We start from the raw sequence: 14,909 nt of genomic DNA, 5'->3' as shown, positions 1-14,909 counted from the left end.
CGGTTAAAGCGTCCGGCGGCCCTTGACCAGCAGCCAGATGAAGAAGGGGGCGCCCAGCAGGGCCGTGATGATGCCGACCGGCAGCTCGGCCGGTGCCAGCAGGGTGCGGGCCAGCATGTCGGCGCCCAGCAGCAGGGCTGCGCCCAGCAGGGCAGAGAGCGGCAGCAGCCTGACGTGGTTGGGGCCGGCCAGCAGCCGCACCAGATGGGGCACCACCAGACCGACGAAGCCGATCATGCCCGCCACGGCGACGGCCACGCCGACTCCGGCGGCGGTGAGCAGGATCAGGCGCCGCTTGAGGGATTGCACATTGACCCCCAGATGACGGGCCTCCCCTTCCCCCAGCAAGAGGGCGTTGAGGGGATTGGCATCGCGCATGAACAGCAGCAGCAGGACGATCAGGGTGGCCAACGCCAAGGCCACGTCCACCGGCTTGCCCGCCGCCAGGGTGCCCATCTGCCACAGGCTCAGGTTGCGCAGCATCTGGTCGTCGGCCAGGTAGGTGAGCAGCCCTATCACGGCGCCGGACAGGGCCGTGATGGCCACCCCCGCCAGCAACATGACGGTGACGGAGGTACCCCCTTCCCGGGTGCCGAGCAAATACACAAGCGTGGTGGTGAGCGCCCCGCCGAGGAAGGCGAGCAGGGGCAGCAGGCCTATGCCGAGCAGGCTCTGCCACTGCTGGCCTAGGGGGGCCAGCAGCACTATGGCCAGCGCCGCGCCGAGCGCAGCCCCGCCGGAGACCCCTATGATGCCGGGGTCGGCCAGCGGATTGCGAAACAGCCCCTGCATGACGGCGCCACAGAGGCCGAGTATGCCCCCCACTGCGATGCAGAGCAGGGTACGTGGCAGGCGGATCTCCTGCACGATCAAGAGTTTGTGGACCGCAATCCCGCTCTCCTGCCCGGCGAACAGGGCACGCAGGCTCTCGCCGAAAGAGAGGGCCATGGGGCCGGTCGCCAGCGACCCGACCAGCAGCAGCGCCAGCGCGCCGCCGGTGAGCGCGAAAAGCCAGGGCAGAGGCAGGCGCATCATGAACCCAGCTTGATCCACTTGGCGATCTGGTTCGCCTGCTGCAACGAGGTGAGGCTGAGGCCCCCTTGCAGGGCGTGGCCGTCGATGGCGTGGATGGCCCGGTTTTTACCCGCCGGGGTAGCGGTGAGCGCGGGTACCTGGCTCAGCACGGCTTCCGGATCCTGATACTGCTGCCAGTCGCGGCCGCTCACCAGCACCAGATCCGGTTGCAACTCGATCAGGGATTCGGTGGAGACGGGCTTGTAGTCGCTCAGCTGGGCCACCGGATTGACGCCGCCCGCCAGGGTGAGCAGGGCGCTGGCGGTGGTATTGCCGCCGGCTATGCTGGTGGGTTGCCCCTTGTGCAGCAGCAGGAAGACCACCTTGAGCGGCTTGTTCTGCTTCGCCTGCGCCGCCAGTTGCGCTGTCTGGGCCTGGATCTCGGCTTTCAATCGCGTGCCGGCGGCCGGGTCATTGAGCAGGCCGGCTAGGGTATCGATGCGCTGGTTGAGGTTGGCGAGGGTCGGTGCGGTCGGCAGCACGTCCACCTCGACTCCGGCGCGGCGCAACTGCTCCAGCGCCGGCGGCGGCCCCATCTCGTCGCTGCCGATCAGCCGGGTCGGCGCCAGACTGAGGATCCCCTCGGCGGCGAGGGCGCGGTGATAGCCGACCCTGGGCAGATTTTTCGGTTCTGTGCTGCTGATGTCGGTGGCGATCAGGCTCTGTTCACCGCCCAGTGCCAGAATGAGTTCCGTGGTGGCCGGGCCTATGCTGATGATACGTTCCTGTGCGGCAGCAGACAGGGAAAGGGCTGAGCAGCCGAGCAGGCTGAGTGCGAGGGCAAAACGACGGCCCATGCTAACCTCCGAAGGGTGAATGAAGTTGGGTTGCCGCCGAGAATATCAAGCCGGTGAAAAAAATGCACTGAGAATGAAAGCGATTATCAATTGCATTGGCTCTGGTGCTTTATTAGAGTATTCGCCATGACAGGAGAGGGATGCAGCGCGCATCCCAAGGGAGAACCTATGAGCATTGCACAACGCATTCATGAGCTGCTGGAACAAGACCCCAGCGCCCATCCTTCCACCATTGCCAGCCAGCTGGCGGTCAGCGAGTGGGAGGTGGTACGCCACCTGCCTGCCGAGCTGGTGACCCTGGTACCCGGCGAGCGGGCCGAAGCCCTGCTGGCGGATCTGGCTGATTGGGGTCAGGTGACCACCATCGTCGAATCTGATGGCTCCATCTTCGAGGTGAAGGCGCCGTTTCCCAAGGGCAAGAGCGCCCGCGGCTACTACAACCTGATGGGGCGCGACGGCGAGATGCACGGTCACCTCAAGCTCGACAACGTGGTCGGCATGGCGCTGGTCAGCAAGCTGTTCATGGGCAAGGAGGGGCACTCCTTCCAGTTCTTCGGCCACAGCGGCCGCTGTATTTTCAAGGTCTATCTGGGACGTGACGAGCAGCGCCAGCTGCTGCCAGCCCAGGTGGAACGCTTCATGGCCTTGCGCCACCAGTATCAAGAGGAAGTCAAAGCATGAGTGAACGTCAGGAGCGTCTGCAGAATCGCCTGCAACCGGAGATCCGCGAGTTTCGCGACGGTTGCCGCACCCTGCAGCTGGCGACGGTGGACAGTGAAGGCAACCCCAATGCCAGCTATGCCCCCTTCGTGCTGCAGGAGGATGGCTACTATGTGCTCATCTCCGAGATCGCCCGCCACGCCCGCAACCTGCAACAGGTGCCCAAGGTGTCGCTGATGCTGATCGAGGACGAAACCGGTGCCCGCGAGCTGTTTGCCCGCAAGCGGCTCACCTTCGACGCGCTGGCCGAAGTGGTGGCCCGCGACGACGTGCGCTGGGGGCAGGCGATCGCCGCGCTGGAAGGGCGCTTCGGCGACATCGTCAAGGGGCTCTCCAACCTCAAGGATTTCGTGCTGTTCCGGCTCAAGCCCGAGCAGGGGCTGTTCGTCAAGGGCTTCGGTCAGGCGTTTCGGGTCTCAGGTGACGAGCTGGTGGACTTCGTCCATCTGGTGGAAGGGCACAAGCGGGTCGACAACGGTGCCGAGCTGACCAGCCCGGCCGATGCGCCAGTCTGACGGCGACCATATCGCATAAAAAAACGGGCAGCCTGGGCTGCCCGTTTTTTTATTGCGTGTCACCCCTCTGAGCGCTAATCCTGCCAGGAGGCCTTGTTGGGGAAGGCATCCCGATCGGCCTGATTGGCCGTCTCGTTGCATTCGCCCCGGATCTTCCAGGAGGTCTGGCTGAGGACGATATAGCCATCGCGGCAATACTTCTGCTCGGCCAGGGTCTGGGTCAACTGTGCATCCTGCAGCGCATCACGCCGTTCCAGCAGACTCTTGCTGCGGCTGAGGCGACTGCCGTCGTTCTCCTGCAGCCGGGTGGGCAGGGTGTCGAGCGGCGCGGCTTCGAAGGTGAAGCGCTTGCTCCCTTCTTCGTTGATATGGGTTCGAAACAGGGGGGCCGGGCCATCCGGCTGCTGCCCCGGCAAACCGGAGCAGGCAGTGATTGCCGGTAACAACAGCATGAATGCAACGGCAGACAGTAGACGCACACAAGACTCCAATCGGGTGATCACTTCAAGAGAGGCAGATTAACACGCCAGCTCGGGCTGGATGGCCTCGAGCAGCTGATCCGTGGTGAGCAGGGTCACGGTTCTGCCCTTTGGCAGGCTCAGATGCTGCCACATCCAGTGGTGGTGCTCGATGATCTTCTCCGCGCTCAGGTGAGGGCGATCCGCCGTGGTGTGGGCATCCGTCACCGCGAACACGTCGAACCCCTGGGCTGCGGCGCTGCGCAGCGTGGTATCGACGCAAAAATCGGTGGCACAGCCGCTGATCAGCAGCCTGTCCACCGCCTGCTCCGCCAGCAGGAAGCCGAGCTCGGTATCGAGGAAGCTGTCACAGGCGGTCTTGCGTACCCGACTGTCGCCGCGGCCCGGAGTGAGATCGGCGTGAAGCTGCCAGCCTGCACTGCCGGGTTCCAGTTCAGAACCCGGTGCGTCGTGTTGCACATAGATGACACGCCCCTGATTGGCCCGCACGTTGTCTGCCAAGCGGTTGATGTTGGCGATGACCTGCGCGTCCTGATGGCGGGGGTCGGCAAACAACCCCTGTTGCATGTCGATGACCAGTAACACATCCATATGAAATCCTTAGGCAATTTTCAGGGTTACAGCCACTGGCTGCAGTCACGGCTTCGGGATTGATGCAGTGCGCCCATATCTTGCTTCATTTCATCGGCATTTAGCCAGCGTTCTGGCAGGGGGCTGATCCGTACCCGGATGTCGGCGGTCCGCCCGGTGGGTGCCTGCGCATCGCTCTGCGGTTCTGTCTCTGGCACGACCAGTGCCACCTTGAGCGCCGGGTTGCGGCTGGCGATGCGGCTGGCGAGCCCCAACCCCCCCTCGATGTGGAAGTTGCCGGCGATGTGCATGATGCGCTGGCCCGGATGGCTGCGCAGGTAATCCACCATGCTCTCGGCCATGGTGTCGTCCCAGCTGGTCTGGGCGGCGAAGCGGCGGGCATTGCCGTCGGCATCACCGTGGTGGAGCGAGGCCATGAATTTCTGGCGGTAAGGATCGTCGGTGAGCGTGAGTTCGCGGGCGAGCTGGCTGCGGCGACTGGCTGGCAGCTTGTCCAGCCAGGCGGGCCCTTCCTGGCCGACACAGCTCACCAGCGGTTTGGGGGCGTTGGCGGCGATGACCGGCAGGCGCTGCTCCTTGGCGAACTCCACCAGCGGACGATAGTCGCTCTGGTAGTTGGGCCAGGCGTTGCCATCGCGAATGAGGGCGGCCTCGCCGATGCGTCCGGCGAGATAGGCGTCCAGCACCGGCTGATCGGCGCGGCTGAACTGCTCCATGGAGAGTGCCAGCCCGCGGCCATCGACCCGGGAGGTGTTGGCCAGCCCCGCCAGCAGGCGGGCCTGCAGCAGATGCACGGCCGGATGGGTATGCAGCTCGCCCACCAGCACTATGTCGGCATCCGCTACCCTGGCCACCGCCTGGGTCAGCGTCAGTTCACCTTGGCTGGCATCGGTCTGGCCCGCGCTGAGCCGATAGTGGTAGAGGGTGCCGGCATCGTCATCGGGCACTGTCGTGCAGGCGGCCAGCAGCAGGGGAAGGGTGAACAGGGGCAATAATCGAGTCATGGTATCTCACAACGAAGCAGAGCCAGAGCCATACAATGGCAGCATGGCGGGCCGGAAAACAGAGGGGAATAGTGTAGAACCTAATCACGACAAAAGAAAATGAGAATGATTCCGTTTATTATTGATCTTTGTTGCGGGCTGAGTAATATGCCAGCTGTTTGATAACAGTTCTCAATAAGGATTTGCAGTGGCCCATAACAACACCCTATCGCTGGTTGCCCTTGCCGTGGCAGCCGGTCTCGCTTCCCCGGTCTTCGCGGCGGACAAGAAAGCAGATGAAGTCATGGTCGTCAGCGGCTCACGGATGGAGCAAAAACTGGAGGATGTCTCCGGCCCCATCTCGGTGATCACGGCCGAACAGATTGAAGAGCAGGTGGTGAGCAACGTCGCCGACCTGTTCCGTTATGAACCGGGCGTCACCGCCCTCGGCGGTGCCGGCGATGCCCAGACCTTCATCATCCGCGGTATGGGTGAGAACCGGGTCAAGATAGTGCGTGACGGCGTGCGCCAGAACGACGCCTACAAGAACGGCGGCGTGGGCCAGAGCTATTTCGACACCGACATGATCAAGCAGATCGAGGTGGCCAAGGGTCCTGCCTCTGCGGCTTATGGCTCAGATGCGCTGGGGGGCGTCATCGCCATCACCACCAAGGATGCCGGCGACTTCCTGAAGGGCCGCGACAGCTATCTGGACGCCACCACCGGCTATGCCTCCAGCAGTCACCAGAAGATGGCCGGCTTCACCGGCGCCCTGCGCAGCGGCGAGTTCGAGAACCTGCTGCGCTACACCTGGCGTGACGGTGGTGTGACTCAGAATTACGACGGCGACAAGAACGAATTCGACATCGCCAGCCAGGCCGTGCTGTTCAAGAGCAAGTGGAACCTGAGCGAGGATCAGTTCCTCAAGCTGACCGTCGACTACTTCAGCGAAGGGCAGGATCCGGATGCCGTCGATCTCACCAAGGCCGCCTCCGTCTTCAATCAGCCGATCACCGACAAGGACACGGACAACCTCTCGCTGGTGCTGGATCACGGCATCGCCCTGAACGCGCCCTGGGTCGATCGCATCGACAGCAAGATCTACTACGCCCGCACCAAGCAGACCCTGGATCAGTACGCCTCGTCCAAGTACCCGGTCAAGCCGACCAACCCCTATGTGACCAAGAACTCGCTGGACAGCAACGGCTTCGAGCAGAAGAGCCTGGGCGCCCAGGTGAAGTTCAGCAAGGCGCTGGCCAGCCAGCGTCTGGCCTGGGGCCTGGAATATGAGCATACCGACAACGAGCGGACCCGCTTCAAGGCGCCGACCGTGCCGGGGGATTTCGTCGGCTACAACGAGTTGAGCTTCCCCTCCACCACCAGCGAGCACGGCGCCCTGTGGGTCTTCGACGAAATCAAGTTTGGCGAGCGCTGGGTGCTGACCCCGGGTGCCCGTTACGACTATTACCAGATGACGCCGGATGAGGATCCCGCCTACACGGGTGAGAAGCTCAAGCAGTTCTCCGAAGGGGAGTTCTCGCCCAAGCTGGGGCTGGTGTTCAAGGCGCACGAGGCGGCCAACCTGTTCGCCCAGTACAGCCACGGCTTCAAGGCGCCTATGTATGACAACGCCTTCTCCACCCTGAATCATCAGGCGTACGGTTATCGCATCGAGCCGAACCCGAACCTCAAGCCCGAGAGCAGCGACGGCATCGATCTGGGGGTGCGCGGCAGCGCCGGCGGTTTCAGCTATGAAGTGGCGACCTTCTACAACAAGTTCGATGACTTCATCGAGTTGACCGAGATCGGCACCGAGGGCCGCACCGCGCTGTATCAGTACCAGAATCTGGACAAGGCGACCACCAAGGGGGCCGAGGCCAAGGCGGATTACTGGCTCAATGATCTGGTCAACGTCTGGGGCAACCTGGCCTACATCGAGGGCAAGGATGGCGATGGCAACTACATCAACAGCCTGAGCCCGCTCAACGGCAGCCTGGGTGTGCGGCTGGAACAGCCCAACTGGAACATCAACACGGCGCTGCGCTTTGCCGACGACATGGACAAGGTGGGCAAGGATGCCAAGGGCAACGACAACATCAAGAGCGCGGGCTGGGGCGTGGTGGACATCTATGCCCAGTTCAAGCCGATGCAGGATCTGCAGCTCAACGTGGGTGTCTTCAACCTGTTTGACAAGGAGTACGTCAGCTACGAGAGCATCACAGGCCAGAGCGCCAGTGCCAGCACCAGCCGCCAGACAGAGCCGGGCCGCAACCTGAGCGCACGGGTCAAGTACATCTTCTGATCCCACAGCACGGCAGTATATTGAGCAGGGGGCCGTCAGGCCCCTTTTTCATGGGGTGAAACCGGCCCATGCCAGCTAAATGGCAGCCAAAAAGAAACCCGCCGGAAGCGGGTGGAAGGATTGCAACACTAACCAGGAGGAGGTGTTACTCAATAGACACCGGCCTTGCGGCAATAGTTCAATTTTATTGATGTTTTTCATTTCGGCTTGCGCCTGGCTCGCAGGATCCCCGTCCTAAAATCGGTTATCATTTGTGCCCCTTCTGCTCGTTGTCGAGGATCTATGCCCGCCTTCTCCTGGTTAGCCCTGTTCTTTGGCGCCTTCTACTTCGTCTATGGCGCCTACCTGCCGTTCTGGTCGCTCTGGCTGGAAGGCATAGGCGTGAGCGCCGAGATGATAGGTCTGCTGCTGGGGGCCGGGATGGCGATCCGCTTTGCCGGCAACCTCTTGGTGATGGGGCAGATCAAGGGGGCCGGGCACCTGCTGCCCGTTACCCGGCTGCTCTGCCTGCTGAGCCTGCTGGCCTTCCTCGGCTTTTATCTGAGTCACAGCCTTTGGTGGCTGGTGGGGCTGACCCTGGTGGCGAACTTCATCTACCCGACCCTGATGCCGGTGGGGGAGGCGCTGGCCACCCGCATGGTGGTGCAGGCGCACCTCGACTACGGCAAGGTGCGGCTGTGCGGCTCCTTTGCCTTCATAGTCGCATCGACCCTGGTCGGGGCCCTGGTGGGCAATTTTGGCAGCGACTGGGTGCTGCACACCATGGTGGCAGGGCTGGTAATGATGTTGCTGCTCAGCTGGCTGCCGCTGCATCCGGCACCGCGGGACATCCAGGGGGAGCGGGCGAAAGCCTCCCTGCTCGATACCCTCAAGTCCCCCTCGGTGCGTCGCTTCCTGCTGATCTCGGCCCTGCTGCAGGGCAGCCATGCCGCCTACTACGGTTTCAGCGCCATGCACTGGAAGGCGGCGGGTTACAGCGGCACCACCATAGGCTATCTGTGGGCGCTGGGGGTGGTGGCGGAGATCGGCATGTTCGCCGCCGACAAGCGCTTCCTCAACCGCTTCGGCGCCCAGACTCTGTTTCTGGTGGGGGCGATCGGGTGCGTGGTGCGCTGGATCCTGCTCGGTGCCTCCACCGAGATCCTGGTGCTGGTGGCGGGCCAGCTGCTCCATGCGGTCACCTTCTGCGTCAGCCACCTCGGCGCCGTGCGCTTCATGACCCGCCAGCTGCCGGCCGAGCAGCTGATCCCCACCCAGGCGCTCTACGCGGCGCTCGGTCTCGGCATGACGGTGGCCGCCCTGATGACCCTGTGCGGCCTGCTGTTCGAGCCGCTGGGTGGCGGCATCTTCTTCATCATGGTGCTGGTGGTGGCGCCCGTCTTCTTCCTGCGGCTGCGTACTGGCGAGGCGGCGTCAGCCTGATCCCGGTGGAAGATGAAGGCGCCAGCCAGAGAAAAGGGGAGCATGTGCTCCCCTTTTTTCATGGTGCTTGCATCACTCCTGATCGCTCAGATAGCGGCGGATCAGGGATTGCCAGACCTCGTTACCCAGGGTACCCGCCAGCAGTGCGCTGGAGGAGGCATCGAAGCGGCCGTCCTCTTGCCAGGAGAGGCGTGGCAAGAGTGCCGACAGGGTGCGGTGATGAGGTTGCAGGGCCAGCTCCAGCGCCTCCCAGAAGGCGCTCCCCTTGAGGTAGAAGAGAGGATAGTAGGATAGATCCCCCGCCTTGACCGCATCATTGGCCCGATAGAGGCCCGCATCGGCATGGGGCAAGCGGGCACCATGCTGCGCCAGCTCGTCGGCGGCCGTGGTGCTGTACAGGCGGAAGCGGCGCAGCGACTTGATGGCAAGGTACTCCGCCAGGCTCTCGGCGACCCAGGTCGGTCTGGCCCGGGTGTCGAGCATGTGCACCGCCTCGTGGGCACTGGTACGCAGCAGACGCAGTGGGGCATCGGCAGTGGGCTGGTTGTCGCTGACCGGATAGTTGGCGACAGCCGTCCCGGCCCCGGCGGCGCCCCCCAGCGAGTGGGTACTGATGTCGCGTGCCAGCCACACCAGATGCCAGGGTTGGCGCGCGGGCGGGGCATCGAGCTGGAAGGCGAGGTAATCGACAATGGCCTCCAGCTGCTTTTGCAACTGTGGGATGTCCAGTGCGTCGGCCATCCGATCATGATGAATTTGCAGACGGGATCCCTGTCGCAACCGGGCTGTCGCTGGCAGGGCGAAGGGCAGGATCAGCGGCGGCTCCTTCATGCCGGGCAGGGGGCTGCACCGGCCATCCGGCAGACAGACCCGGCCCGGTTCTGCGCCCTGTTGGCGTGGAAAATCGCCCCATTCGGTGACCAGCCAGCCGCCTTGCGAAAAGTAGAGGTTCTGCTGTGCCGAGGCATCAGCCCCGCTTGCCGGCACGGGCTTGAGCGTTATCTGCCAGCTCAGCTCGCGGCACTTGATGGGCTGATCCGGCGTGACTCTGGCGCCGCTCTCCAGACAGGTGAGGGTAGGCAGCGCCCGCTGTGCTGTGCCACTCAGGGTACGGGCGGGCAGCAGGGTGAACGGCTGCGTCCCTTCCGGTGTGAAGCGAACCAGCAGGGTGTCGGGCCTGGCGCCAGCCACGAGCTGGTAGCTTGGGCCAGGGATGCCCCCGGCGGCCGCTCCCCACAAGGGGAGCAGCAACAGACTCTGGATGACGGTATCAAGGGTCATGGCGGTATTCCTGCGGGTTAGCGCTCCTGCTCATAGCCCAGCAGGTCGCCCGGCTGGCAGCCCAGCTCGCGGCAGATGGCTTCCAGGGTGGAGAAGCGGACCGCCTTGGCGTGGCCGTTCTTGAGAATGGAGAGATTGGCCTCTGTGATGTCGACCCGCTGGGCCAGTTCACGGGCTGTCATCTTGCGCTCGGCCAGCAGGGCATCGAGCCGGATTATGATGGGCATGGGATCCTCACACCGTCAGTTGTTGTTCATCGGCCAGCTGTTTGGCCTCGCGCATCACCAGGGCCAGTGCCGAGACAATCAAGCCGGCCAGCAGCAACTGGAAGTCCGATGAGCCTATGTTGATAGTGCCGTGCAGCTCGGGGCCTGGCAGGGTGAGCACTGTGTCCAGCAGCGGGGTCGTGATGATCTTGGTGACGAAGCTGGCACACAGCAGCAGGCCGATCAACCGGTAGCGGCGGATCTGGCTGAAGGTGAACAGCATGGCGTGCCGATAGCCGCGAAACAGCTGGTGCAGTTGCCACAGGATCAGCATGAACACCAGATCCGGCAGCAGCATGACCAGGGTAGCCAGCAGGCGCGTGCCCAGGTCAAGCGGATAGTCGCTGAGCGAGGGGGTGGGGGCTGCCTGTTGGACGGCGGTAGCCTCCCCCATGGTCAGCGGCACGCCGTTGAGCACCTTGTCACCCTCCTGAGCCAGCGCACTGATCAGCTCGTCCTGCAGGTAGTCGCTGCCACCGAGCAGATGGGACCAGGTGCCCAGCACCGTCATGATCGGGGTGGCCAGCAGGGCGAACAGCAGGATCCATTCGATCAGGCTGCTCATGCGTTCGAGCTTGTTGTATTTCATCCTAACTACCTCGTGATAGATGCCATGGACCGCACAGTGCGGCATTTGCTTACTGTTTATCGATAACCTGGCGCCAATGTTTATCGTTTTTCGATATTCAGTCAAGGGGTTTTTTATTGAAAAACGATAAGGCGTGATGCACAAGAAGGAGATGACATTTTCCGGGCACCTCTCTAGACTGGCAGCTGCCGCGCTTAAATATTCAACATGGACAAGAGGTTACAGATGCACCAGGGATGGCTGCTGATCGGGTTGTCGCTCGCCTATCTGGGGCTGCTGTTTCTGATCGCTTACGTGGCGGACAAGAACAAGCGCCGCCGCCTCAAGGGGCAACCCCTGCTCTACAGCCTGTCGCTGGCGGTCTACTGCACCTCCTGGACCTTCTTCGGCACAGTCGGTCAGGCCAGCGAATCCCCCTGGTCGCCGGTGCCCATCTACCTGGGCCCCATGCTGGTGTTCCTGTTTGGCTGGCGACTGCTGGCCCGCCTCATCCTGGTGGCCAAGCGCGAGCACATCACCTCCATCGCCGACTTCATTGCCGCCCGCTATGGCAAGTCCCAGCGTCTGGCCATGGTGATCACCCTGATCGCCATCATGGGCATACTCCCGTATCTGGTGTTGCAACTGAAAGCCATAGTGACCGGGCTGGATCTCCTGATGGCCAACTCTGTGTCTGCCGGCCCCACCGGCAATACCGCCGGGCTGGCCCTCGGCGTGGCCCTGCTGCTGGCGCTGTTCAGCATACTGTTTGGCACCCGCAACCTGGATGCCACCGAGCACCACAGAGGCATGGTGGTGGCCATCGCCTTCGAATCCGTGGTCAAGCTGCTCGCCTTCGTGACTGTGGGGGGCTTCGCGCTCTGGCTGATCCTGAGCAAGCCGAGCCAGGCCCGCACCCTGGTGGCCAGCGACTTTCTCGATGCCGTGGTGGCGGTGACGCCGGGCGGTCTGCTGGAGCTCGCCATCTACACCCTGGTCGCCATGTGCGCCGTCATCTGCCTGCCGCGCCAGTTCCACGTGACCGTGGTGGAGAACAACCAGGGGCAGGATCTGCACTGGGCACGCTGGCTGTTCCCGCTCTACCTGTTCGTGATGGGACTCTTCATCTGGCCGCTGGCGCTGGCGGGCAAGCAGTGGGTGGGGGCCGGCATGGCCTCGGATACCTATGTGATCAGCCTGCCCATGTCGCTCGGTTTCGACGGCATGGCGATGCTGGCGTTTCTCGGCGGTACCTCGGCGGCCACCGGCATGGTGATCGTCTGCACCATAGCCCTGGCCATCATGGTCAGCAACGATCTGGTGCTGCCTGTGCTGCTGCGCCGCTTCTGGCAGCAGGGGCGGGACGAGCGGCTGGTTAGGCTGCTGCTGCAGGTGCGCCGCGGCGCCATCCTGCTGATCCTGCTGGCGGCCTGGGGGCTCTATCTCTGGCTTGGGGATCTCACCAGCCTGTCGCGCATCGGCTATCTGTCGTTCGGCGCCGTGGCCCAGTTCGCGCCGGCCCTGCTGCTCGGCCTCTACTGGCGGCACGGCAATCGCAAGGGGGTCTATCTCGGCCTCGCCCTCGGGGTCAGCCTCTGGTTTGCGACCCTGCTGGCGGAGAGCGGCCTGCTGGCCGGTTCGCCGCTGGAAGCCCTGCTGGCGCCACCCGACTGGCCCGCGGTGCGCGATCTGAGCCTGGGGGCCTGGTGCATCTTCCTGAGCCTCTTGCTCAACCTGCTCGGCTATGTGGCGGGCTCCCTGCTGTCGCGGGCGGCGGTGAGCGAGCGACTGCAGGCGGCCAACTTCGTCGGCAAGCCGAGCCGCGACACCACGGCCCTCTATCAGGCGCGGGTCTCGGTCAAGGAGCTGGAGATGCTGGCGGCCCGTTTCGTCGGCTCGAGCCGGGTCAAGCGCGCCTTCGGCCGCTTCGCCGGCGAGCGGGGCGGCACCCTGGCGCCCCAGATGCAGGCCTCCGCCGAGCTCATTGCCCACACAGAGCGGCTGCTGGCCGGGGTGTTCGGCACCTCGTCCGCCCGGCTGGTGCTGGCCTCGGCCCTGCAGGGGCGCAACATGCAGCTCGAAGAGATAGCCACCATAGTGGACGAGGCCTCGGACGTGTTTCGCTTCAACCGCGGCCTGCTGCAGGGGGCCATAGAGCACATGGGGCAGGGGATTTCCGTGGTGGACAGGGAGCTCAAGCTGGTGGCCTGGAACCGGCGCTACATAGAGCTGTTCCACTACCCGCCCGGCCTCATCCAGATGGGGCGCTCCATCGAGGAGATCATCCGCTACAACGCCGAGCAGGGGTTGTGCGGCCCGGGCGATATCGAGGCCCAGGTGGCGCGGCGGGTCGCCTTCATGCTGCGCGGCAGCCCCCACATCTCGGCGCGGGAGCGCCCCGATGGGCGGGTGATAGAGATGCAGGGCAACCCCATGCCGGCCGGTGGTTTCGTCATGACCTTTACCGACATCACCCCGTTTCGCGACGCCGAGCGGGTGCTGCGCGAGGCCAACGAACACCTGGAGGCGCGGGTGGCCGAACGCACCCACGAGCTCTCCGAGCTGAACCGTCAGCTGCTGCTGGTGAACCAGCAGGTGGAGCGGGCCAACCACTCCAAGAGCCGCTTCCTGGCGGCGGTGAGCCACGATCTGACCCAGCCGCTCAACGCCGCCAAGCTGTTTACCTCTTCCCTGCTGGAGATGCTGCCGCCCCGGGATGAGACGGCCCGCATCGCCCGTCACATCGACGATGCGCTGGGGGCGACCGAGGATCTCATCACGGATCTGCTCGACATCTCGCGGCTCGAGGCGGGCAAGTTCAAGGCTAAAAAGCTCGATTTCGCCCTGCACGACGTGTTCGACAACCTCAAGGCGGAGTTCGGGGTGCTGGCCCAGGCGGGGGGCATACAGTTCTCTGTGGTGGAGAGCAAGCTGGCCGTGTACAGCGACGTGCGCCTGTTGCGGCGGGTGCTGCAAAACTTCCTCACCAATGCGTTTCGCTACAATCCGGGCGGCCGGGTGCTGCTCGGTTGCCGTCGGCTGGGGGACAAGGTACGCATCGAGGTGTGGGACAACGGTCCCGGCATACCGGCCGACAAGCAGGAGGCGATCTTCGACGAATTCTCCCGCCTCGATCACTCCCGCACCGCCAAGGAGCAGGGGTTGGGGCTGGGGCTCGCCATCGCCCGCGGCATCGCCCTGGTGCTGGGTCACAACCTGACCCTGCGCAGCTGGCCGGGGGCGGGGTCCGTGTTTGCCATCACTCTCAACCTGGCGACCCGTCCTGTCGCAACCACGCAGGTGGCGGCCCCCGCCCTGCGGGACAGCCAGTTGGAGGGCGTGCGGGTGCTCTGTATCGACAACGAGAGCGACATTCTCATCGCCATGCACTCCCTGCTGGGGCGCTGGGGTTGCGAGGTGGTCTGTGCCCAGAGTCAGGCTCAGGCGGAAGATCTCATCGCCGGCGGCTTCCTGCCGCAGCTGGTGCTGTCCGATTACCACCTGGATGACGGCAAGACAGGCTTGCAGGCGCTGCACATGCTGCGCCTCGCCCATGGCAACGACATAGGCGGCATCATCATCAGTGCGGATCGCAAGAGCGAGTTGCAGGCGCAGATCCGCGAGCACGGCTACGGCTACATCAGCAAACCGGTCAAGCCGCTCAAGTTGCGAGCGCTGATGAACAGCATATTGCAGCCGGCCAAACTTGATGATGATCACGAAACAAGTAATTCATCTGATTTTTAATCTCGGCCCCTCAGGCGGCAAGATCGGCACTTTCTGACACGATAAGGTGCCTTTTCTTCTCGTTTGAGGCTCTTTTTAGATAAAAAGTGGTTTATTAATAACCTATCTGGGGTTTGCTCTCCCTCCTTTGACTCCCTTATAGTCAGGTCGCGATTATTTTTTGT

The 14,909-nt window shown here is 63.6% G+C and carries 13 protein-coding genes; 5 read left to right on the top strand and 8 right to left on the bottom strand.

Annotated elements, in window-relative coordinates:
- Positions 1-3: 3 nt before the first annotated feature.
- On the bottom strand, positions 4-1,035 hold the full coding sequence (locus AACQ95_RS22105) for a FecCD family ABC transporter permease (protein ID WP_241279991.1): 1,032 nt from the start codon (positions 1,033-1,035) through the stop codon (positions 4-6).
- Positions 1,032-1,871: a heme/hemin ABC transporter substrate-binding protein gene (locus AACQ95_RS22100; protein ID WP_241279989.1), complete on the bottom strand. Its 840-nt coding sequence runs from the start codon at positions 1,869-1,871 to the stop codon at positions 1,032-1,034. The genes AACQ95_RS22105 and AACQ95_RS22100 overlap by 4 nt, the downstream gene beginning before the upstream one ends.
- Before the next feature lie 168 nt (positions 1,872-2,039).
- Here AACQ95_RS22100 and hutX point away from each other — a divergent pair, with 168 nt between their 5' ends.
- Both hutX and hutZ read left to right on the top strand, forming a co-directional pair.
- Positions 2,040-2,552, top strand: a complete 513-nt coding sequence (hutX, locus tag AACQ95_RS22095; RefSeq protein ID WP_043554663.1) for a heme utilization cystosolic carrier protein HutX — start codon at positions 2,040-2,042, stop codon at positions 2,550-2,552.
- Entirely contained in the window at positions 2,549-3,106 is a 558-nt protein-coding gene (gene hutZ, locus AACQ95_RS22090; RefSeq protein ID WP_043554664.1) for a heme utilization protein HutZ, read from the top strand. Before hutX ends, hutZ begins: the two co-directional genes overlap by 4 nt.
- 74 nt (positions 3,107-3,180) lie before the next feature.
- Here hutZ and AACQ95_RS22085 read toward each other — a convergent pair whose 3' ends face one another.
- From AACQ95_RS22085 to AACQ95_RS22075, 3 genes are read right to left on the bottom strand one after another with little or no spacing between them, the layout of a single operon-like run.
- Complete coding sequence (locus AACQ95_RS22085) at positions 3,181-3,585, bottom strand: hypothetical protein (protein ID WP_098980621.1); 405 nt, start codon at positions 3,583-3,585, stop codon at positions 3,181-3,183.
- A gap of 39 nt (positions 3,586-3,624) precedes the next feature.
- Entirely contained in the window at positions 3,625-4,176 is a 552-nt protein-coding gene (locus AACQ95_RS22080; RefSeq protein WP_241279987.1) for a cysteine hydrolase family protein, read from the bottom strand.
- Positions 4,177-4,202: 26 nt separating this feature from the next.
- Complete coding sequence (locus AACQ95_RS22075) at positions 4,203-5,180, bottom strand: ChaN family lipoprotein (protein WP_241279985.1); 978 nt, start codon at positions 5,178-5,180, stop codon at positions 4,203-4,205.
- Positions 5,181-5,367: 187 nt separating this feature from the next.
- Here AACQ95_RS22075 and AACQ95_RS22070 point away from each other — a divergent pair, with 187 nt between their 5' ends.
- On the top strand, positions 5,368-7,461 hold the full coding sequence (locus AACQ95_RS22070) for a TonB-dependent hemoglobin/transferrin/lactoferrin family receptor (RefSeq protein WP_241279984.1): 2,094 nt from the start codon (positions 5,368-5,370) through the stop codon (positions 7,459-7,461).
- 282 nt (positions 7,462-7,743) lie between these two features.
- Positions 7,744-8,883 (top strand): 3-phenylpropionate MFS transporter, encoded by a 1,140-nt coding sequence (locus AACQ95_RS22065; RefSeq protein WP_098980617.1) that lies wholly within the window; start codon positions 7,744-7,746, stop codon positions 8,881-8,883.
- 72 nt (positions 8,884-8,955) lie between these two features.
- Here AACQ95_RS22065 and AACQ95_RS22060 read toward each other — a convergent pair whose 3' ends face one another.
- The 3 genes from AACQ95_RS22060 to AACQ95_RS22050 are packed head-to-tail and all read right to left on the bottom strand — an operon-like array spanning position 8,956 to position 11,019.
- Positions 8,956-10,164, bottom strand: a complete 1,209-nt coding sequence (locus tag AACQ95_RS22060; protein WP_241279982.1) for a hypothetical protein — start codon at positions 10,162-10,164, stop codon at positions 8,956-8,958.
- A 17-nt stretch (positions 10,165-10,181) separates the two neighbouring features.
- Positions 10,182-10,391, bottom strand: coding sequence for a helix-turn-helix domain-containing protein (locus tag AACQ95_RS22055; protein ID WP_005311752.1), 210 nt, complete (start codon positions 10,389-10,391; stop codon positions 10,182-10,184).
- A 7-nt stretch (positions 10,392-10,398) separates the two neighbouring features.
- Positions 10,399-11,019, bottom strand: coding sequence for a DUF2975 domain-containing protein (locus AACQ95_RS22050; protein WP_103471508.1), 621 nt, complete (start codon positions 11,017-11,019; stop codon positions 10,399-10,401).
- 225 nt (positions 11,020-11,244) lie between these two features.
- On the opposite strand from AACQ95_RS22050, the gene AACQ95_RS22045 reads away from it, so the two are divergent.
- Complete coding sequence (locus AACQ95_RS22045; protein ID WP_241279981.1) at positions 11,245-14,745, top strand: hybrid sensor histidine kinase/response regulator; 3,501 nt, start codon at positions 11,245-11,247, stop codon at positions 14,743-14,745.
- Positions 14,746-14,909: the final 164 nt, after the last annotated feature.

It is taken from the genome of Aeromonas sp. MR19 (genome assembly GCF_963899305.1).
In the GTDB taxonomy this organism is placed as follows: Bacteria; Pseudomonadota; Gammaproteobacteria; order Enterobacterales; family Aeromonadaceae; genus Aeromonas; species Aeromonas bestiarum.
Note: the sequence above shows the minus strand (reverse complement) of the source record. Positions and strands in the feature narration are given on the sequence as shown.